General features: G+C 68.0%; 14 protein-coding genes. 11 read left to right on the top strand and 3 right to left on the bottom strand.

Annotated features, from left to right (window positions below; translation table 11 throughout):
• Window positions 1-10 precede the first annotated feature (10 nt).
• A complete protein-coding gene (locus tag AB0I34_RS30350) occupies window positions 11-2,386 on the bottom strand; it encodes a glycoside hydrolase family 95 protein (RefSeq protein ID WP_360451711.1) in 2,376 nt (791 codons plus the stop codon).
• A gap of 142 nt (window positions 2,387-2,528) precedes the next feature.
• Between AB0I34_RS30350 and AB0I34_RS30345 the strand changes: the two genes are divergently transcribed.
• From AB0I34_RS30345 to AB0I34_RS30320, 6 genes are all read left to right on the top strand, one after another.
• Window positions 2,529-3,848 (top strand): L-fuconate dehydratase, encoded by a 1,320-nt coding sequence (locus AB0I34_RS30345; protein ID WP_360451709.1) that lies wholly within the window; start codon window positions 2,529-2,531, stop codon window positions 3,846-3,848.
• The gene (locus tag AB0I34_RS30340; RefSeq protein ID WP_360451708.1) at window positions 3,845-4,630 is read left to right on the top strand and encodes an FCD domain-containing protein; all 786 of its coding nucleotides are present in this window, start codon (window positions 3,845-3,847) and stop codon (window positions 4,628-4,630) included. Before AB0I34_RS30345 ends, AB0I34_RS30340 begins: the two co-directional genes overlap by 4 nt.
• Entirely contained in the window at window positions 4,602-6,644 is a 2,043-nt protein-coding gene (locus AB0I34_RS30335; RefSeq protein ID WP_360451706.1) for a glycoside hydrolase family 36 protein, read from the top strand. The genes AB0I34_RS30340 and AB0I34_RS30335 overlap by 29 nt, the downstream gene beginning before the upstream one ends.
• Before the next feature lie 77 nt (window positions 6,645-6,721).
• Window positions 6,722-7,630, top strand: a complete 909-nt coding sequence (locus AB0I34_RS30330; RefSeq protein ID WP_360451704.1) for a MurR/RpiR family transcriptional regulator — start codon at window positions 6,722-6,724, stop codon at window positions 7,628-7,630.
• Between the two features lie 84 nt (window positions 7,631-7,714).
• A complete protein-coding gene (locus AB0I34_RS30325; RefSeq protein ID WP_360451702.1) occupies window positions 7,715-8,485 on the top strand; it encodes an SDR family NAD(P)-dependent oxidoreductase in 771 nt (256 codons plus the stop codon).
• Entirely contained in the window at window positions 8,482-11,400 is a 2,919-nt protein-coding gene (locus AB0I34_RS30320) for an aminotransferase (protein ID WP_360451700.1), read from the top strand. Before AB0I34_RS30325 ends, AB0I34_RS30320 begins: the two co-directional genes overlap by 4 nt.
• A gap of 27 nt (window positions 11,401-11,427) precedes the next feature.
• Here AB0I34_RS30320 and AB0I34_RS30315 read toward each other — a convergent pair whose 3' ends face one another.
• Window positions 11,428-14,313 carry an aminotransferase class III-fold pyridoxal phosphate-dependent enzyme gene (locus tag AB0I34_RS30315; protein WP_360451698.1) on the bottom strand — a complete coding sequence of 962 codons (2,886 nt, stop codon included), beginning with the start codon at window positions 14,311-14,313 and terminating at the stop codon, window positions 11,428-11,430.
• Window positions 14,314-14,412: 99 nt separating this feature from the next.
• Here AB0I34_RS30315 and AB0I34_RS30310 point away from each other — a divergent pair, with 99 nt between their 5' ends.
• Window positions 14,413-15,114 carry a GntR family transcriptional regulator gene (locus AB0I34_RS30310; protein ID WP_360451696.1) on the top strand — a complete coding sequence of 234 codons (702 nt, stop codon included), beginning with the start codon at window positions 14,413-14,415 and terminating at the stop codon, window positions 15,112-15,114.
• On the opposite strand, the gene AB0I34_RS30305 is transcribed toward AB0I34_RS30310, so the two are convergent.
• On the bottom strand, window positions 15,095-16,837 hold the full coding sequence (locus AB0I34_RS30305; protein ID WP_360451694.1) for an amidohydrolase: 1,743 nt from the start codon (window positions 16,835-16,837) through the stop codon (window positions 15,095-15,097). The genes AB0I34_RS30310 and AB0I34_RS30305 overlap by 20 nt on opposite strands.
• Before the next feature lie 126 nt (window positions 16,838-16,963).
• Between AB0I34_RS30305 and AB0I34_RS30300 the strand changes: the two genes are divergently transcribed.
• The 4 genes from AB0I34_RS30300 to AB0I34_RS30285 form a co-directional block, all read left to right on the top strand.
• Complete coding sequence (locus AB0I34_RS30300) at window positions 16,964-18,094, top strand: C45 family peptidase (RefSeq protein WP_360451692.1); 1,131 nt, start codon at window positions 16,964-16,966, stop codon at window positions 18,092-18,094.
• Entirely contained in the window at window positions 18,091-18,963 is an 873-nt protein-coding gene (locus tag AB0I34_RS30295; RefSeq protein WP_360451690.1) for a PHB depolymerase family esterase, read from the top strand. Before AB0I34_RS30300 ends, AB0I34_RS30295 begins: the two co-directional genes overlap by 4 nt.
• Window positions 18,964-18,968: 5 nt before the next feature.
• Window positions 18,969-19,991 (top strand): Fe(3+) dicitrate ABC transporter substrate-binding protein, encoded by a 1,023-nt coding sequence (locus AB0I34_RS30290; protein ID WP_360451688.1) that lies wholly within the window; start codon window positions 18,969-18,971, stop codon window positions 19,989-19,991.
• 1 nt (window position 19,992) lies between these two features.
• Window positions 19,993-20,357, top strand: a 365-nt coding sequence (locus tag AB0I34_RS30285) for an iron chelate uptake ABC transporter family permease subunit (protein WP_360451686.1), incomplete at its 3' end; no start/stop codon positions are given.

Here is a 20,357-nt window from a genome sequence, read left to right as displayed (position 1 = left end):
GAACCGGCGATCAACTCGAGCTCACGCGGTGACCGACGCCGGCCGTCAATCTGACCGGCATCCGATCGCCGCCGCGGCGTACGACCCGCTCCTGGTCCCGATCAGCGGTCAGGACTGCTTCGACGCCGCTCGGTGTCCACGCAATGTCGACGGTGACTCCGCCGCGAGCCCTCAGGCCCGTCACCCGCCCGCTCGGCCATTCGGCAGGCAGCGCCGGCAGCAATTCGATCTCGCCGCTGTGACTCTGCAGCAGCATCTCGGCGATTCCCGCCGTCGCACCGAAGTTCCCGTCGATCTGGAACGGCGGATGAGCACAGAACAAGTTCGGGTAGACGCCCGCGCCGCTGCCAGGTCGCCCCGTCGCCGTGTCGTCCGCGGGCCTCAGGAACGCCCGGACCAGACGGTGCGCGGCTGCTGCATCGCGAAGGCGTGCGCGCAGATTGATCTTCCACGCGAGCGACCAGCCGGTGGCCTCGTCACCCCGCAAGTCCAGCGTCCGCGCTGCCGCGGCCGCGAGGACCGGCGTGCGGTCCGGCGTGATCGCATCGCCCGGATGGAGTCCGACCAGGTGCGACATGTGCCGGTGATGGGGAGCTTCTTCGGGGAGGTCCGCCGCCCACTCCTGCAACTGTCCTCGGGCACCGATCGGTGGCTCGGGCAGTCGCTTGCGGGCGGTGGAGAGCTCAGCGACAAGGGGGTCGACGACATCGAGCAGTTCGGCGGCTTGTTCGACGCGCTGGAAGAGGTCCGAGATGAGGGCCAGGTCCATGGTCGCCGACCGGGTCACCGACGCGGGCAGTCCATCGTCGGCGATGTAGTCGTTCTCCGGCGACGTCGACGGCGCCGTACCGAGCGTGCCGTCCGGCAACTCGACCAACCAGTCGAGGCAGAACTCCGCCGCGCCCCGCAGTACGCGCCACGACTCGCCGAGGAACTCCAGATCGCCGGTGAACTCGTAGTGGTCCCATAGATGACGGGCGAGCCATGCGCCGGCCATCGGCCAGTTCGACCACCGCGGATCACCCTCGACAGGCAGGGTCCAGCACCAAGCGTCGGCGTTGTGGTGCGCGGTCCAACCGCCGCAGCCGTACCGCTCGCGAGCCGTACGACGCCCCGCCTGGGCAAGCTGATCGATATACCTCAGCAGCGGTTCGTGGCACTCCGGCAGGTTGGTCGTCTCCGCCGGCCAGTAGTTCATCTCGGTGTTGATGTTGACCGTGAAGTTCGAACTCCACGGCGGCCGCAGGATGTCGTTCCAGATGCCCTGCAGATTGGTCGGCAGACCACCTGGTCGCGAACTCGCGACCATCAGGTAGCGGCCGTAATTGAAGATCAACGCAGCCAAGGCAGGGTCCTCGACCTCGACTGCCCGGGCCACCCGCACATCGGTCGGCAGCTCCGAATGCTCCGCCGATCCAGCCAGCTCGAGCGATGCACGACGAAACAGCCGCCGGTGATCCCTCTGATGATCGGTCACGAGCTCGTCGTACTCCCGCTCAAGTGCCGCCAGCACGGTCTGATCCGCGGCGAACCAGCACTCCTCCGCCGTCCGCGCCGGCGCCGTGAACGGACCGTCGTAGCCAGTAGCGGTCGAGAGGATCAGGCTGATTTCTGTTGCACCTTCGACAGCGAGCTCAGAACCACTCGCAGAGATCTCGCCATCGGTCGCGGTGCGCAACGCGATGGCGGCTGCCATGCCGCGATCCTCGTCGTCGGAGTACCGGATCGGCTGCGGCACGTCGCGGTGGGGAGGAGCGACATCGGCTGGAGCCTGCAGGAGTAGTCCGAGCCCGTTCTCGACTGCGTATGGACGCGACGGCAACTGCGAGGCCAGCCGGCACGTCAGCGCGAGTACCGGCTCGGATGCGCTCATTTGGTGGACCAGTACACCGTCCGGCGCGCTGACGAAGACCTCTTGCCGAACCGCGACTCCCCCGATCTCGAATTCCGCCGTGGCCATCGCGGCGTCGAGATCAAGTTCCCGGCGATACTGCTCGCTATCGGCGGCAGCAGGTGTGGCGCCGGCGACGCGAACCTCGAGCAGGAGGTCGCCCAGCGGCAGGTACGCCTGCGAGTAGCCGGAGTGAAAACCGCGGGCCAACTCGTGGGCCCGGCGAATGTCGCCCGCCCTCAGCGCGTCGTGCACAGCCTGTACGGCGTCGGCGCCGGTCGCACCGAGCGGGGTCGACAACGACCGAGCGGTCTCGGGGCTGCCCGACCACAACGTCTCGTCGTTCAGTCCGATCCGATCCCTGCCGATACCACCGAAGCACATCGCACCGATCCGCCCGTTGCCGAGCGGCAATGCCTCCAGCCACGTTGCGGCCGGCCGGTCGTAGAACAGCCACTGCGTGCCGGAGCGGTTCGAGCCCACCAGGTTGCCCATACCACTGTCCTCCGTCGAGACGACGAGGTATTAATCCTATGAATTTCCGGGATCGTAGCGGCTCGCTCGGACGTTGGTCCATACTGAACGGCATCAAAGCTGAAGAAAGATCCCATCTATCGCTGATCGTGAGGGCCCAGCCATGCCGCGCATCACCTCGGTGGAGGTCATCGACGTCCGCTTCCCGACCTCGCTGACCCAGGACGGATCCGACGCGATGAACAAGGACGGCGACTACTCCGCGGCGTACGTCGTCCTGCACACCGAGGACCCGGATCTCGCCGGGCACGGCTTCACCTTCACCATCGGGCGTGGCAACGACCTGTGCGTCGCCGCCGCCGCTCAGCGCGCCGAGCCACTGATCGGCCGGTCTGTCGACGAACTGTGCGAACACCCCGGCGCGATCTACCGGGAGCTACAGTCGGACAGTCAGTTGCGATGGCTCGGTCCGGACAAGGGAATCATCCATCTGGCCCTGGCCGCGGTCATGAACGCGGTGTGGGATCTGGCCGCCCGACGGGCCGGCGTACCACTGTGGCGTCTGCTGTCCGGCATGTCGCCCGAACAACTCGTCGAGGCCGCGGACCTGCGGTATCTCACCGACGTACTGACACCGGAGCAAGCGGTCACCCTGCTGAAGCAGCAAGAATCGGGCCGCAAGCAACGAATCGAGGAACTCGAGGCATCGGGCTACCCGTGCTACACCACCTCCGCCGGATGGCTCGGATACTCCGACGCCAAGCTGCGCAGGCTCTGCGAGGAAGCCGTTGCCGCAGGCTACAAACACGTCAAACTCAAGGTGGGCGCCGATCTGGACGACGACATCCGGCGCTGCGGCATCGCCCGCGAGGTCCTCGGGCCGGACGGTCACCTGATGATCGACGCGAACCAGGTGTGGGACGTGCCGCAGGCGATCGAATGGGTCAAGGCGCTGGCCGAGTTCGACCCGCTGTGGATCGAGGAACCGACCAGTCCCGACGACATCCTCGGTCACGCCGCGATCCGCAAGGCCGTCGCGCCCATCGGCGTCGCCACCGGCGAGCACGGGATGAACCGGGTGCTCTTCAAGCAGATGTTCCAGGCCGGCGCCATCGACTACTGCCAGCTCGACGCAGCCCGCCTCGGCAGCGTCAACGAAGTACTCGCGGTCTACCTTCTCGCCGCGTTGTTCGACGTGCCGGTCTGCCCACACGCGGGTGGCGTCGGTCTGTGCGAACTCGTCCAGCACCTCGCGATCTTCGACTACGTGGCCGTATCGGGCAGCCTCGACCGCCGCGTCACCGAGTACGTCGACCACCTGCACGAACACTTCGTCGACCCCTGTGTGATCCGCGACGGTGCGTACGTGCTTCCGGCCGCGCCCGGTTACAGTGCCGAGATGCACAGGGAGTCACTTCAGACCTATCGGTTCCCGGACGGCGTCTACTGGTCGGCCGGCACGGAACGAGACCCACGACCATGACCCCCGGCAAGGTGGTCGAGAAAGCTCGTACACCCGGCACCTCCCAGACCGATGTCGTCATCGAGGGCATCCGGCAGATGATCATCGACGGCCGGCTCCGGTCCGGCGACCGGCTTCCGGTCGAGAAGGACCTCGCCACGGCACTCGGCGTGTCCAGAAACCCGCTGCGCGAGGGGGTCCGCGCGCTGTCGATGATGGGAGTTCTCGAGACCCGGCAAGGCGACGGCACCTACGTCACCAAGCTCGATCCGTCGATGCTGCTCGCACCGATCGGATTCGTCGTCGACCTGCAGGACGGCAGCGGAACGCACCATCTGCACGCGGTACGACGGGTCCTCGAGACCGAGGCGGCTGCCCTCGCGGCGCAACAGATCGCGCCGGCCGACCTCGAGGCCGCGGCCGAACTGTTGCGCAACAACGAGGCCGAACTGAGGCACGACGAACCCAATCACGAGACGGTGATCGAGAACGACATCGCCTTCCACCGCATCATCGCGGACGCGGCCGACAACCCGGTGCTGGCGGCACTGATCAACGCGCTGGGTGGACGAACGATGCGCGACCGGCTGCGCCGATCGATCACCCAACCGGGCGCCGACGAGACCGCCCACGGGGAACACCTCTCGATCCTCGCCGCGCTGACGGCGCACGACCCCGATCGGGCCCGGATCCGGATGGCAGCCCACCTGTTCACGGTCGAGGACTACCTCCTCGAGACCCGCCGCCGAACCGACGACGAAACGAGACCTGTGGATGAATCTCCTGCGCTGGAGCAGCCCTGAGCTCACACTGACCTTCGCTCTCGACAACGGTCCGGTGCGACTGATCGGCGTCCGCGAAGCCTCCCGGCCAGACCGCGATGATCTAGTTCCGAGCCAGCCGTTGGTCGAGGTGTCTGCCGTCGGGCACGGACTCTCGCCGAGCACCAACCGGCACGTCGACACCAGTCTCGGCCAACAGTTGGGCTACGTCCGTCACGAAGAAGGCGACGGCACGTTGCGGATCATCCAGGAGGAGCCCACCACGGGTCTGCGCGTCACGACTGTGTTCGAAGCCCACACCGGCGTGCGCGCCTGGTCCGAAGCCTCGATGACCGGCCCGGGCACGCTCGAGCTCACCTTCCTGTCGTCGCTGGTCGTCGGCCTGGCGTCGATCGACGCCGAGCTGTATTCCGCCGCCAACAGCTGGATGGCGGAGAACCGGTGGTCAAGCCGACCACTGCGCGCTGAGGCTCTGGCGAACATCGTCCGCGATCCGCATCATCACGTCGCCCGAAGCCGTGATGCGGTGACCAACACCGGCTCATGGTCGAGCGGAGAGCGGCTGCCCGTCGGTGTCCTGGTCGAGTCGGGTACGCCGTACGCCCTCGGCTGGCAGATCGAGCACAACGGGCCGTGGCACTACGAGATCGGCGAGACCCGGCGTGGCGGCTACTTGCTGCTCAGCGGCCCCACCGACCAGGAACATCAATGGAGTGTCGAGCTCACAGCCGACAAGCCGTTCACGACGGTGCCCGTCTCACTCGTCGCCGGAACGGATCGAGACAGTGTGTTCGCCGCACTCACCCGGCAACGCCGCGCCGTACGGAACCGGCGTCCGATCGACGACCGGATGCCGGTGATCTTCAACGACTACATGAACACCCTCGTCGGCGACCCGACGACAGAGAAACTCCTGCCGCTGATCGACGCGGCCGCGGACGTCGGGGCGGACTACTTCTGCATCGACGCCGGCTGGTACGCCGACGGCGACTGGTGGAACACCGTCGGCGCATGGCAACCGTCAACGACTCGCTTCCCGAAGGGGCTTGCCGAGGTGATCGACCGGATCCACCAACGCGGCATGGTCCCAGGCCTCTGGCTCGAACCCGAGGTGATCGGCGTCCGCTCACCGATCGCACGCGAACTCCCCGACGAAGCCTTCCTCACCCGCCGCGGCGTTAGGGTCGCCGAGTCCGGTCGCTACCTGCTCGACCTCCGCAGCACAGCCGCCCGCAAGCATCTCGACGACACGGTCGACCGCTTGGTGTCCGACTTCGGCATCGGCTTCTTCAAGTTCGACAACAACACGATGACCGGCCCAGGCACCGACAAGGGCGGTACGTCGCTCGGCCATGGACTGCTCGAACACCAACGGGCGCTGCTCGACTGGCTCGACGGCCTCCACACACGCCACCCGGACCTGCTGATCGAGAACTGCGCCTCGGGCGCGATGCGGATGGACTACGCCATGCTGTCCCGCCTTCATCTGCAGTCGACGTCCGACCAGGAACATCCGTTGCTCTACGCACCGATCACCGCCGCCGCCCCCGCCGCCGTACGCCCCGAACAAGCCGGCCACTGGGCCTACCCGATCACCGGCACCACCCGCGAGGAGTTCACCTTCGCCCTCGTCAACGGCATCCCCGGCCGCCTCTACCTGACAGGTCACCTCAACCGCATGACACCGGCCGAGCTCGACCTCGTCCAGTCCGCCCTGACCGCCCATCGCGCCGTACTTGGCGATCTGCACACACTCGTCCCCGCATGGCCACTCGGACTCCCGGCCTGGACCGATGAGTGGATCGCCCTTGCACTCAACGGCCCCGACACCTCCTATCTGACTCTGTGGCACCGCGGTCCCGGCCCGTCCGCCATCACCCTCCCGATCCCACCCTCGAGCATTGCCCCCCACTTCCCCACTGACCTCGGCGACTGGACCTACACCTGGACCGACGACGGACTCAGCATCACCACCAACACCCTCGAGCCCTCAGCCCGCGTCCTGCGCCTGACCCCCGCCGGCGAACGAACATAAGCGATCGCGATGTCGTCGGCGACTCTCCCGAACGTCGGCCGCCGCGCAGGGTGGCTCCGACTCGTACCATCCATGACATGGATGAGCCTCGCGATGCTTCCACGAACGCCGTCACCGCTGCGACCCAGGCAGACGTGATCGCCGACCTGCGGTCGCGGATCCGGGAGCGCTGGGAAGGCTTCTCGCCGGCCGCGCGGGCAGTCAGCCGGTCGCTGGCCGAGCGGCCGGCGGAGGAACTGCTCTTCCTGTCGGCGGCCGACCTCGGCGCCGAGACCAAGACCAGCAACGCGACGGTCATCCGCACCATCCAGGCGCTCGGGTACTCCGGCCTGGCGGAGCTGAAGGCGAAGATCGCGGCGCCGTTCACGCAGGCGAACCGACCGGCGGTCCGCGCCCGCCAGCGGGTCGAGTCGACCGGTGGGGATCTCGAGAGCGTCTGGCACCAGGTGCTGGCGGAGTCGTTGGACCGGCTCGAGCTGATGCAGCCGACATTCTCCCTCGACACCTACCAGCACGCCGTGCAGCTACTGCTCGATGCCAAGCACACACTGACGTACGGCTTCGGTGCCTCGTTCGTGGCCGCGGATCATCTGGCCCTGGTTCTGCGGCGGGTGGGGCTCCGGGTGACGGCCCTCCATGCCGGGGGCTTCCGGCTCGCCGACGACCTCCTCGCGATCGGCCCGGGTGACGTGGTCGTCCTTTTCGCGCCCGGCCGCTCGGTCGTCGAGGTCGAAGTCCTGCTCGACCGCGCCCGAGAGGTCGGGGCCGCGACCGTACTGGTGACCGAAGACCCGAGCAGCAAGCTCGCCCACGAGGTGACAGTCACGCTCCACTCCCCGACGACGCCCACCGGCCTGACCGGCGAACCGCTGACCTCGATCGTCGTCGGGGACGTGCTGGCGCAAGGCGTCGCGACCCTGGAGGCCTCCCGGTCTGTCGAGGCGTCCGAGCAGCTCACGGCCCTCCGCCGGCGACTCGGTTTCTGACCTCGTCCCACCGCTGTAACCCACGATTGCTCACCAATTCCGTAGCTGCTACATTGGTCACCAATCATAGGAAGGTGGCGGTGCGTGGGCGACCTCGACCTGGCGGGCCGAGCCGCGGTGGTGACTGGGGTCGGCGGACCACGTGGCATCGGCTTCGCGGTGGCGAGGGCACTGAGCGCCCGTGGTGCGTCGCTCGTCATCTCGGCGACCGGCGACCGGGTCCACCAGCGCGCAGCCGAACTCCCCACCGGCACCCTTGCCATCTCCGGTGATCTGACCCGGGACCACACCGCCAGGGTCCTTGTCCGAGCCGCCACGTCCCGGTTCGGCCGGCTCGACATCGCCGTCAACTGTGCGGGCATGACCTCGACCACTCGTCCGGAGCCGGAGTCGGGAGCAGTCGGGCAGCTGTCGTTCGAGACGTGGCGGGCGAGCCTGTCACGCAACCTGGACTCGGCCTTCCTCTTCGCCCGCGCCGTCATGCCGGCGCTCGAGGAGTCCGGCGCCGGGCGCCTGGTGATGGTCGCCAGCCTCACCGGACCGGCCATGGGCATGCGCGGCGAGGTCGCGTACTGCGCCGCCAAGGCCGGCGTGGTCGGGCTGGTCCGAGGACTCGCGCTCGACTCCGCGGTCGCTGGGGTCACGGTCAACGCAGTGGCCCCAGGGTGGATCGCCACCGACTCACAGACGCCGGACGAGCACCGGCAGGGGCTCCGGACCCCGGTCGGCCGGAGCGGTACCCCGGAGGAAGTCGCGGGCCTCATCGCCTATCTGTGTTCACCGTCCTCGTCCTATCTCACCGGCCAGTGCGTCATTGTCGACGGCGGCAACTCGATCGCGGAGGAACGTGCATGACCCAGTCCTTCAACTTCTTCGAGGAAGCGGCCCTCCCCGCACCGGAGATCACCGTGGCCCAGGCGCTGGAGTACGTGCGGGAGACGTACGGCATCGAGGGCGAGGTCACCGAACTCGGCAGCCAGCAGGATGCGAACTTCCTCGTCGGCGCGGCGGCCACCAAGTACGTCCTGAAGGTGTCCAACGCCGCCTTCACGCGCGAGGATCTGGCAGCGCAGGATCTCGCAGCCGCCCAGGTCGCCCAGCGCGAGCCTGACATTCAGGTCCCCGTGGCGGTCCCCGGGGCCGACGGCTCGACCGTGCAGCGCGTCACGCTCGGCGGCCGGCCGACGTACGCGCGGCTGGTGACCTTCGTGCCCGGCGACGTCCTGAGCAACAGCAGCTACCTCGCGCCCGAGGTGGTCGCTGCCCTGGGCGATCTCGCCGCTCGCACCTCACGCGCGTTGGCCGGCTTCGCCGGCGAGGTCCCGCCCCGCTCGCTCCAATGGGATCTCCGGAACGCGGCCGAGGTGGTGGCACGACTGGCCGACTTCGTGACCGTGCCCGGCGGACCGGACGCCGCCCGCGCCGCGGCGAGGACGGCCGCCAAGGCGCTCGCGCCGTACGCCGGAAACCTGCCACTACAGGCCATCCACGGCGACCTGACCGACGACAACGTGATCGCCACCGTCGACGCCGACGGGCGTCGCCGGCCGGTCGGCGTCATCGACTTCGGCGACCTCACGGAGAGCTGGTCGATCGCCGAACTCGCGGTGACCTGTACGTCGCTGCTGCACTACTCCTCCGATCCGTCGACGATGCTCCCGGCGATCGTCGCGTACGACCGGATCCGGCCGATCTCCGACGACGGACTCGCGGCGCTCGGGCCGCTCGTCGTACTGCGGGCCGCCGCGCTGATGGTGAGTGGTCAGCAGCAGACGCAAGTCGACCGCGACAACCGGTACGCGACGGAGAACCTCGCGCGCGAGTGGCGCATCTTCGAGCGGGCGATCTCGGTTCCGCTCGAGGTCCTGACCGAACTGATCCGCGCCTCGGTGCGACCCCGGAAGGAGCACCGGACCGCCGACGGCTCCGCCCTGCTGTGGATCGACGACCAGCCCGTCGTTCCGGCTCAGCTGGATCTGTCGGCGACGAGTGCCGACCTGCACGACGGACGCTTCCTGCTCGACGGCGCGGAGGCCGCCGCGGCTGCGGCGGCGATCAAGCGGGCCGGATCGGCGGCCGTGGCTGTTCCGTTCCTCCAGCCGCGGTTGACGCGTACTCGGCTGAACTCGTTCGAGGCTCCGGCTTCCATCGGTCTTGGCGTCGAGGTGTTCGCAGGACGAGAGCTGGAGATCCGGGCGCCGTGGCCCGGGGTAGTGCAGCGGCAGGGCGACACCGCGGCGCTCACGGGCCCGGACGGTGTGACCTTGTGGCTCAGCGGTGCGGACGTTACTGCTGAAGGCGCTGTCGAGACCGGCGATGTACTCGGTCGGCTGGCATCGGGGGCCGCGCTGTGGGTGCAGGTCAGCGACCTCGACGCTCAGCCGCCGTTCTTCGTTCCGGCAAGTCTGGCCGACGCGTGGGCAGAGTCGTGCCCGGACCCGACTGGCCTGATCGATCCGGCCGGGGTCCGCACTCCCCTGGCCACCGATCGCGAGGCATTGCTGGATCGCCGCGATACCGCGTTCGCTCCGGTCCAGGAGCACTACTTCCGGGAGCCGCCGCAGATCGAGCGCGGCTGGCGGAACCACCTGTTCGACACCGATGGCCGGTCGTACCTCGACATGGTCAACAACGTGTCGATCCTCGGCCACGGGCATCCGCGCCTCGCCGCGGCGATCGAACGGCAGTGGCGTCTGCTCAACACCAACTCGCGTTTCCACTATCGCGCGGTCGTCGAGTTCTCCGAGCGCCTGGCAGCGCTACTGCCCGACCCCTTGGACACGGTCTTCCTGGTCAACAGCGGCACCGAGGCCGACGACCTCGCCCTCCGGCTCGCCTGGGCCAACACCGGACGGCGTGACATCGTTGCGGTCCGAGAGGCCTACCACGGTTGGTCCGACGCCACCGATGCCATCTCGACGTCGGTCGCCGACAATCCCAACGCCCTCGATTCGCGGCCCTCGTGGGTCCACACGGTCGCCGCACCGAACGCCTATCGCGGGCAGTACCGAGGAGCCGACGCATACAGGTACGGCGAGGATGCCGCTGCCTACATCAACGAGCTGAGCGAGGCCGGCCGCCCGCCCGCTGCGTTCCTGTCCGAGTCGTTCTACGGCAACGCCGGCGGCATGGCTCTCCCGGACGGCTATCTCCAAGAGATCTACGCTGCGGTACGGCGGGCCGGCGGCCTGTGCATCGCCGACGAGGTCCAGGTCGGATACGGCCGCCTGGGCGACCATTTCTGGGGCTTCGAGCAACAAGGCGTCGTCCCGGACATCGTCACGGTGGCGAAGGCGATGGGCAACGGGCATCCGCTCGGTGCGGTCATCACGACGGCCGGGATCGCGGCGGGCTACCGCAGCCAGGGTTACTTCTTCTCGTCGGCCGGCGGCAGTCCGGTCAGTTGTGTCGCCGGCGTGACGGTTCTCGACGTACTTCGCGACGAACAACTGCAGGAGAATGCGCGCGTGGTGGGTGACCATCTGCGGGCGCGACTGCTGGAGCTCGCCGACCGCCATCCGATCATCGGCGCCGTGCACGGGATGGGGCTGTACGTCGGTGTCGAACTCGTCCGCGATCGCACAACGCTGGAGCCCGCACCGGCGGAGACCGCAGCGATCTGCGAGCGGATGCGCCGGCTCGGCGTGATCATGCAGCCGACGTCGGATCGCCTGTGTGTACTGAAGATCAAGCCGCCACTGGGCATCACGATCCCCGACGCCGATTTCTTCGCCGACACACTTGACCGCGTTCTCACCGAAGGGTGGTAAAGCTGCCACGACCGTGCGGAACCCCGATCACCAGTCCCGGGTCAGTACCTCGTCGAGGACCTCGGTGAACAGTTCGGCGTCGGCCGGCGTGAAGGCGAGCGGTGGCTTGATCTTCAGCACGTTGCCGGCCGATCCCGCCGGATAGACCAGCATCCCCTCGTCCTTCATCAGCTCGCTGAGCACCAGCGCCTCCCGTGCCGCCGGCTCCTTGGTCACCCGATCACGGACGAGCTCGATGCCCAGATACATGCCGTGGGCGCGTACGTCCCCGATCAACTCGTGCCGCCCGGCGAGCTCGTCGAGCCTGTCCTTGAAGATCCGCCCGGTCTCAGCCGCGTGGGCCTGCAAGCCTCCCTCGGAGATCTCGTCGAGTACGGCGGTCCCAATCGCACACGACACCGGATTGCCGCCAAAGGTGTTGAAGTACCTCATCCCGGTGTCGAAGGCGTCGGCGATCTCCCGGGTTGTGACGACGGCCGCCATCGGATGCCCGTTGCCGATCGGCTTGCCCATCGTGACGATGTCCGGAACAACACCTTGGCTCTGGAATCCCCAGAACACGTCACCGAAGCGACCGAAACCGACCTGGACCTCGTCGGCGATGCAGAGGGCACCGGCGGACCGGACGGAGGCGTGTGCCCGTTCGAGGTAGCCATCCGGATAGAAGATGCTGCCGGCCGTGCCCATCGCCGATTCCGCGATGAAGGCAGCCGGCGGCGTACCCAGCGCGGTGAGCCGATCGACCTGCCGCTGGACGTCGGCGGCGTACTTGCTGCCCGCGTCCGGATCGTCGTACCCGAAGGGGCCGCGATAGCGGTTGGGTTGCTGTACCTCGTGGGTGGTTGGATCGGGACCGGTGCCTCCCGGGCCCTTGTAGCGGTTCGGGCTGAGCCCGGTGATCACCGAGGTGTTGCCGTGATAGGCCCCGTCGACCACCAGGACGTCCGAGCGCCCGGTGACCGTGCGCGCGATCCGGACGGCCAGGTCGTTGGCCTCGCTCCCGCTGCAGACCAGGAACACGACCTCCAGTGGATCGGGCAGCAACGCGGTCAGCCGTTCGGCGTACTCGGCGATGCCCGGGTAGAGGAACCGGCTGTTCGTGTTGAGCCGCCACAGTTGCGCGGTCGCGGCCTCGACGACGCGGGGATTGCCGTGGCCGACGTGGCTGACGTTGTTCATCGCGTCGAGGTAGCCGCGGCCGAACTCGTCGTACAGCCAGGCGCCCCGCCCGCCGACGAGATTCATCGGCCGGTCGTAGTACGAGCGTTGCGACCGGGCGAACCGCACGTTCCTCGTCGCCAGCACCTTGTCGGCCGTCCAGTCCGTGGCGCCGCCCGGCCGGGCACCGAGTCCGAGGAACTCCGACGGATCGGGCGAGACGATCGCCCACGCAGGCGCCTCGGAGGGCGCGACCAACTGCCTCCCACTGACGCGTGCTGTCTCGTGGGAACGAAAGATCGCTACGCGGAGGGTTGCCCGCGCGTCACCGATCGGGTCACCCGCGGCCACGGAGGCGCCGGCCGACAGCGATGAGTCGAGTCCGGTCCATCGGGACCAGATCGTCTCCGCGCCCTCGTGTCGCAGGATCAGGTACGGCGTATCACGCTCCTCCACGACCGCGGCATGGGGCGCGACGACCTGAAACGGCCGTGAAGCCGCAATCTCCACGCCGAGCCTGAGCGTTGCCGCCTCACCCGACGCGGTCGTTCGCCGCACGACTGTGCCGGCATCGGCCTGCAGATGACGGCCCAGCCGGGCGTGGTGATCACGACCGACCGGTTCGTGCGCGGGTGCGAAGGGCACGAGGTCCAGGCCAGGCACCAACCATCGACCGCCGGCACCCGGCACCGGCCTCCCCGGTTCGACCGGAGCGCCGGCCGCCGAGCGAACGACGAATTCGCCGACCTCCGGTGGGGTTGCCGCGAGGAGAGCGATCGCCGGCCAGGTGTGCTTCATCCGCTCGTGGCCGTACGACGTACCGCTGTCCGCACAACGCTTCGTCCACGTGACGGCGTTGACGCACAACCTGGTCGCGGCCAGCGGGTAGAGCACGGAGAGCTCGTCCTCGGTGAGCTCGAACTCCGCGGCGTACCCGCGGATCACGGCCGCGGCCGCGCTCAGCGGATTCGCCGTGCGCAGCATCGAATAGGCGACCGCCACGGCCAATTCGCCGATCCGCACGGTGTACAGCGCGTCGGCGAAGTCCAGTACGGCGTGCACATGGTGGCGACCGTCTGTCCCCGGCCGGGCCAGCACGTTGAAGTCGTTGAGATCCTGGTGGACGACCGACTTCGGAAGCCCGGCACGGTGACTGTCCATCGCCCGGTCGAACCACCCGACGATCCGCCGGACCTGGGACTGCCGGGTCGGGTCCTCGACCGCATCGATGCCGTCGGCAATCGCCTCCGGCGACCGCAGCACATCCCAGTGATGAGTCGTTGCCCCGGGCAATCTGGTGGCCGGCGCGAGCGCCTGGACCATGCGAGCGGCGGTCAGGCCGAGTTCGCCCCTGAGCTGTTGGGAATGACTGTTCAGCTCGGACAAGGTCCGACCGGCCAGCCACGACTGAACTGTGACGATCCGGCGCGTCCCGTCGCGGTCGATCGCAACGGCGGTATCTCCGTTGCACGCGGCAACTGCCGTGGCGACGTGCACCGACCCGAGGACACCCGGCCGGCCGGCCAGCGCTTGCAGGCCGTGCCGCCAGCGGATCTCGTCGGCATCGGCTCCGGGCGAGGAGATCTTGACGACGACGCGGGATCCGTCGGAGAGATCGACAGCCACGTTCTGATCGACTTCGCCACCCAACGGCGACTGTGCGACCGCCCGGAGACCGAACTCCTGGGCGAGAACTTCGGCGATGCTCGCTTGGCTCCATTGCGCCACGGGAGACCTGGACTGGACAGTGCTCATCACGCCCCACACGATTGGTGAACAATGCACCAATGCTACCATGGTTGTGGTGCGCGATAGAGTGCGCTGGAGCTTTGCGCAGGTGAGAGGGGAAGCCGCATGCCGGTCGACGGACGAGTCTCGATGCTGAATCGCGGTACGACCGCCGAGGAAGTTGCGGCCCTGCTTCGCGAGACGATCATGGACGGCCGGCTGAAGCCGGGCGAGCAACTGCGCGAGGAAGGCCTGTCAGCGCAGTTCGACGTCTCCCGCCGGACCGTCCGGGATGCGCTCGGCATTCTGGCGCGGGAGCGGATCGTGCGGCACTACCGGCACAAGGGCTCGCGAGTCGTGTTGTTCACCGAGGCGGACATCCACGACCTCTACCGCGTCCGGAAGACGCTGGAGAGCAGCGCCGCGGCGCTGGCTGCCACGCTGACCGATGCACAGCTGCAGCGGCTGACCGAGGCCTTCGACCAACTCGCTGAGGCGACGACCTCCGGCCGTGCCCAGGCGATCGTGCAGCGCGATCTGGAGTTCCACCAGGCGGTGGTCGGCCTGATCGGCAGCACCCGGGTCGACGACTTCTTCGCCGACATCGCGGTCGAGATGCGCTTCGCGCTGTCGATCCTGGAGACGACCTACCGGGAGTCGACCCATCGGCCCGCCGAGGCGCTCGACGAGCACCGGGCCATCTGTCAGGCGTTCGTGCGCCGCGATGCCGCCGAAGCCGGCCGCCTGGTCCTGGAGCACGCCGAGTCCAACGAGCGACTCCTGGTCGACGTGGTGGCCTCGACAGACATCACGGCTCTCGCACGCTGACCGTCGTACCGGCGCCGTGGTCAGTGACGGCGTGGACCAGGCGGCCGCCGAGGTACGTGCGCTCGACGCTCGCCCTGAGCAGAACCTCGGGAGCGCCGGCACGGATGTCCTCGCTGAGCACGACGAGGTCGGCGAGTTTGCCCGGGGTGATGCTTCCCTTCACGTCCTCCTCGTGCGACGAGTAGGCGGGGTTGGCGGTGTACGCGAGCAGCGCCTCGTCTACAGTGATCGCCTGGTCGGGGTGGAACGGCTCGCTCTGCGCTGAATCGCCGGCCTTGCGGGTGATCGCGGCGTACATGTTGCGGAGGGGATTGATCTCGGCGACGTGCGACTTGTTGAACGCTCCGGGGAGGTCCGAGACCAGGTTGACGGTGATGTCGCTGTCGATCATCCGGCGCCAGGCGAACGCGTTCGCGGAGCGGGCGAGGCCGAGCGCCTGGTCGAGGTTCGCGGAGTAATGCAGGAGTTGGTCCGACGTCACGTCGGCGATCAGTCCCAGCTCGCCGGCGCGAGCAAAGTCGTCGGCTGCCAGGTGCCAGGCGTGAATGAGCCGGTGCCGCCGGTCGCGCGGGCCATTCAGGAGCGCCGCCCGTTCGAACGCGTCGATCGCGATCCGGCAGCCGCGATCGCCCTGGACGTGGACGCCGATGTCGAAACCCGCCGCGTCACCCGCCAGTACGAGCTCGGCCAGGCGTTCCTCGCCGACGAAGCGGTACGACCAGCTGTCGGTGAGGCCGGTACCTGATGCGCCCGCGAGGTCGAATGGCGCAAGCATCGCACCGCTGTCGACGAAGATCTTCAGGGCCCCGAAGCGCAGCCAGTCGTCACCGGTCTTCGGCGTGACGCCGTGACCGGGCAGCCGGTCATGGGTGTCGAGCGGGAGGAAGGCGTAGACGCGGACGGACAGCTCACCGCGGTCCGCGAGGGTCTGGAAGATCTGCGCATTCGAGAAGCTGCGCTCGAGGTAGACGGGCGGGATCGTCTCGTCGGTCACCGACGGCAGCCGCGCGATGTCGTGGACAGAGGTGATCCCGACCGCGTTCAGCCCTGCCATCACGCCGCGCGCACCGAGCAGCTTCTGCTCCAGCGACATCGGGGTGACCAGCCGGTGCAGGAACTCACCGGCCTGTCCGTAGAGCATGCCGGTGAGTTCGCCGTCGGCGTCCCGGCCGAACCTGCCACCGCGCGGGTCCGGCGTCTCGCGATCGATGTTCGCGACCTCGAGTGCCTTGGAATTGGCGAAGTACTGGTGGTCGGCACGGCGGATAAGCAGTGGGTTGCCGGGCGTCAGTGCATCGATCGCGGCCAGGTCCGGCTCGATCAGCGTGACGGCCTCCTCCCGGGTGGAGGCGAAGTCACCGAGATCTCCCCCGGTGATCCAGACGCCGGGCGTCAATCGCGCAGCCGTGGCCGCGACGCGTTCCTCGAGCCGAACCTGGTCGTTGACGTCGGTCAGTGCGACCTGGAAATGCCAGTCGACGGCGTTCTCGAAGTGCGTGTGCGCATCGTTGAAGCCCGGGCACACCATCCGTCCGGCGAGGTCGACCAACTCTGTGCCCTCGCTCGCCAGGGGCAGGATCTCGGGGTCCCCGCCGACGCGGGCGATGCGGTCCCCCGTGACCGCGATCGCGGAGGCGAGCGGGTGGTGCGGATCGGCGGTCCAGACGATCCCGCCGTACAGGATCAGGTCGACTGGCTCGAGTGTGGGCGGTGGAGTGGTCATCCGCTGTGGCTCCTCACCTGGATTACAGGTCCGTTGTGCGCAAGGTCTGGACAGGACCGTAATAGCCGTTACAGTATTGCGTCAATGTTCTCTTTCTAGCCAAGAGTGTTCAGCTGAGGAGCGCGTGTGCCGAGTCTCCGAGTCATCGAGATCGCGAGCCCGTCCGCCCAGGAACGTGGCCGTCAGTACGGGAGTGCCGCCGCGGATCTGATCGCCGACGCGATTGCGTACTACCGCGAGGGCTTCGCGCACCAGACCGGTCTGTCCTGGGATCAGGTGCTCGATCACACCCGGCCGTGGCAGCGTCTCGTCGAGCGGGACCACCCCGAGTTGCTGGCAGAGATGGCCGGGATCGCCGACGGCGCCGGCGTCACGCTGCCCGAGATCGTCGCCCTCAACTGTCGCGGCGAGATCATCTACGACAACTGGTTCCCCGAGTCCCCGGTCCGCGAGGACGTCGACGGCTGTACGTCGTTCTCCCTGATCGACGGAGCGGCCGGCGACGGGCACGTGTACGCCGGCCAGAACTGGGACTGGCGCGAAGCGGTCCGCGGATCCGTCGTCGTCCTCCGGGTCGTGCAGCCACCGAAGCCGACGCTGATCCTGCAGGTCGAGGCCGGGCAGATCGGCCGGCACGGCGCGAACTCCGACGGCCTCGCACTGAACGCGAACGGCCTGGGCGGGCGCTTCGACGACTCGGTCGGGATGCCTCAGACGGTCATCCGCCGCGCGGTGCTCGACGCCGCGAACATCGCCGACGCGGTCAAGATCCTCACCTCGACCGAGGCCCACATCGCCAGCAACGCCCTGCTCACCCATCGCGACGGTTTCTCGATCGACATCGAGACCACTCCAGGCGGACACGGCTGGGAGTACGGCGAGAACGGGCTGATTGTGCACGGCAACCATTACCAGGTCCTCAATCCGACGGAGGTCGGCAGCACCGGGCGACTGATCTCCCCCGACTCACTGATCCGGGTACCACGCGCTCGTCGGGGCCTGGTGAAGGCAGCAGAGGGGGCCATGCCGGACGACGTCCGGAACGCAATCCACACAGCGATGTCGGACCACCTCGGCTACCCGGACTCGCTCTGCGCCCACCCGGACGAGCGGCTTCCCGCCGTCGAGCAGTGGTCCACCACCTTGTCCAGTTGCGTCGATCTCACCACCGGCGAGTACTACGTGGCCGCGGGATCTCCGTGCGAGAACAAGTACGAACTGGTCCCGTTCAACCTGTACGACGAACTCCGGCCATGACCGGGCAGCCCGCCGAGCCGACCTCGGCCCACTTCGCGCGGGGCAAGACCCCGATCTTCGCCTCGCAGTACGACCAGCGGCTCGGCTACTGCCTCTACGTGCCGCAGACCCTGGGCACCGACCGGGCCCCGCTGCTCGTCATGCAGCACGGCACCGAGCGCAACGCCTCGTTGTACCGCGACCACATGGCCGCGTTCGCCGAAGAGCACCAGATCGTCGTACTCGCGCCGCTGTTCCCCGCCGGGATCATCGATCCGGAGGATCTGCACAACTTCAAGTTCATCGAGTACCAGGGCATCCGGTACGACCAAGCGTTGCTCGCCATGGTCGACGAGGTCGGCCGGCGGTACCCGGTCGACCCGGACGTGTTCTATCTGCACGGATTCTCCGGCGGCGGTCAGTTCGCCCATCGCTTCCTCTATCTCCATCCCGATCGCCTGGCCGGAGTGTCGATCGGTGCTCCCGGCCGGATCACCCAGCTCGACGACAGTCTTCCCTGGTGGCTCGGCACCAAGGATCTCCAGCAGCGCTTCGGTCGTGCGGTCGACCTCGACTCGCTGCGCCGCGTGCCGATCCTGATGGTTGTCGGCGACAACGACGTCGAGACCTGGGAGATCGACAACCCCGGCGAGTCCAACTGGATGGACGGCGCCGAGAAGACCGGTAGTACCCGGATCGAGCGGCTCCGCACACTCGAGCGCGACTTCCTTGCCCAGGGCATCGACGTCCGGTTCGAACTCGTCCCCGGAGTCGCCCACCGCGGCTCACTGATCCTTCCGGCCGTCCGGGACTTCTTCGCCGGACTGCTGCGGTCCCGGCCCCAGATTCGCCGCCCCACCCCTGTAACGCATCTTCGACACCAGGAGTGATTGCCATGTCCAACACCGCTTCGAGGCCGCGGCGGTCGATCGCCGTCCTCACCTTGACCGTCGCGGCGGTCGGCCTGGCCGGATGCGGCGGCACGTCCGCGTCGCCGGCCACCGGCGACGCGCCGAACGCCAACCGGTCCGCGGCCGCACAGGGGATCAGCTCGGATGTCAATCTCGAGCAGTGCGGCAAGGCCACCAGGACGATCAAGCACGACCTCGGCACCACCACTGTCACCGGCGACCCGAAGCGGGTGGTTGCGCTGGAGTTCTCCTTCGTCGACGCGCTGGTCGCGGTCGGCCTGGCGCCGGCCGGGGTAGCCGACGACGACAAGCCGGAGCGGATCATCCCCGGCCTGCGTGACAAGGTCGGCGAGTACAAGTCGGTCGGCCTGCGGGCGACGCCGAACATCCAGGTGATCACCGCACTCAAGCCCGACCTGATCCTGGCCGACAGCGGCCGGCACAAGGCGATCTACGCCCAACTGGCGAAGATCGCGCCGACCGTCGCCTACGCCAGCCTCAACGGCAACTACCAGCAGGTGATGGACAGCGAGATGTCCGCGGCGATCGCGCTGAACAAGTGTGACGAGATGAAGACCCGGCTGACCGAGCACGACAAGATCCTGACCGATCTGAAGGCCAAGGCGAAGTCCGGTGAGACCCGCACGGCGTTGTTCGCGGTGTCGTCCGACAAGGAGTTCACCGGGTTCCCACCGAAGGCCTACACCCCCGGCGTGCTGGCCCTGCTCGGGATCAAGTCCCCGCTGGCGGACGACAGTGGCGACGCGACCGTCTCGCTCACGCTGGAGACAGTTGTCACCACCAAGCCCGACATCATGTTCATCGCCGGCCAGACCGGCGACACCCTGGCCGACACGTGGGAGAAAAGCCCGCTCTGGAAGGAGATTCCCGCGGTCAAGGACAACGCGACGTACAAGGTCGACCAGAACGTCTGGTCGCGATCACGTGGTCTGGTCGCCTCGGAACTGATCGCCCAGGAAGCCGTCAAGAACCTCTACGGGACCTGACATGTCGCAGTCGACGGGCATTCTGCCCACCGCCACCGAGGACGCAACTCACCGTCGTCCGAGGATTGTCACCAGCAAGCAGCGGGTCACCTGGGCAGCCCTGGTCCTGCTGGCCCTCTTGGTGATCGGCGTCGTCTGGGGTCTGTCCATGGGCAGTCAGCACATCTCGCTGTCACGGTTGCCCGGAGCGCTCGTCAAGGCCGACCAGCCCGATGAGCTGATCCTTCAGTCGATCCGGCTGCCGCGGGTGGTGCTGGCCTTGCTGGTCGGTGCCGCCCTGGCGGTGGCGGGTGCTCTGATGCAGGCCGTCGCCGCGAACCCGCTGGCGGCGCCGGAGATCATGGGCGTCAATGCCGGTGCGGTGTT

It is taken from the genome of Kribbella sp. NPDC050281, from assembly GCF_040655855.1.
Classification (GTDB): Bacteria; Actinomycetota; Actinomycetes; order Propionibacteriales; family Kribbellaceae; genus Kribbella.
The sequence above is the reverse complement of the archived record's forward strand: the minus strand, read 5'-3'. Positions and strand labels throughout refer to the sequence as shown.

Excerpts from the sequence above, each read along its gene's own strand:
- AB0I34_RS30315 (WP_360451698.1), bottom strand. The coding sequence starts at position 14,313 with ATGAGCACTGTCCAGTCCAGGTCTCCCGTGGCGCAATGGAGCCAAGCG.
- AB0I34_RS30340 (WP_360451708.1), top strand. The coding sequence starts at position 3,845 with ATGACCCCCGGCAAGGTGGTCGAGAAAGCTCGTACACCCGGCACCTCC.
- AB0I34_RS30335 (WP_360451706.1), top strand. The coding sequence starts at position 4,602 with ATGAATCTCCTGCGCTGGAGCAGCCCTGAGCTCACACTGACCTTCGCT.
- AB0I34_RS30320 (WP_360451700.1), top strand. The coding sequence starts at position 8,482 with ATGACCCAGTCCTTCAACTTCTTCGAGGAAGCGGCCCTCCCCGCACCG.
- AB0I34_RS30310 (WP_360451696.1), top strand. The coding sequence starts at position 14,413 with ATGCCGGTCGACGGACGAGTCTCGATGCTGAATCGCGGTACGACCGCC.
- AB0I34_RS30345 (WP_360451709.1), top strand. The coding sequence starts at position 2,529 with ATGCCGCGCATCACCTCGGTGGAGGTCATCGACGTCCGCTTCCCGACC.
- AB0I34_RS30305 (WP_360451694.1), bottom strand. The coding sequence starts at position 16,837 with ATGACCACTCCACCGCCCACACTCGAGCCAGTCGACCTGATCCTGTAC.
- AB0I34_RS30330 (WP_360451704.1), top strand. The coding sequence starts at position 6,722 with ATGGATGAGCCTCGCGATGCTTCCACGAACGCCGTCACCGCTGCGACC.
- AB0I34_RS30295 (WP_360451690.1), top strand. The coding sequence starts at position 18,091 with ATGACCGGGCAGCCCGCCGAGCCGACCTCGGCCCACTTCGCGCGGGGC.
- AB0I34_RS30290 (WP_360451688.1), top strand. The coding sequence starts at position 18,969 with ATGTCCAACACCGCTTCGAGGCCGCGGCGGTCGATCGCCGTCCTCACC.
- AB0I34_RS30350 (WP_360451711.1), bottom strand. The coding sequence starts at position 2,386 with ATGGGCAACCTGGTGGGCTCGAACCGCTCCGGCACGCAGTGGCTGTTC.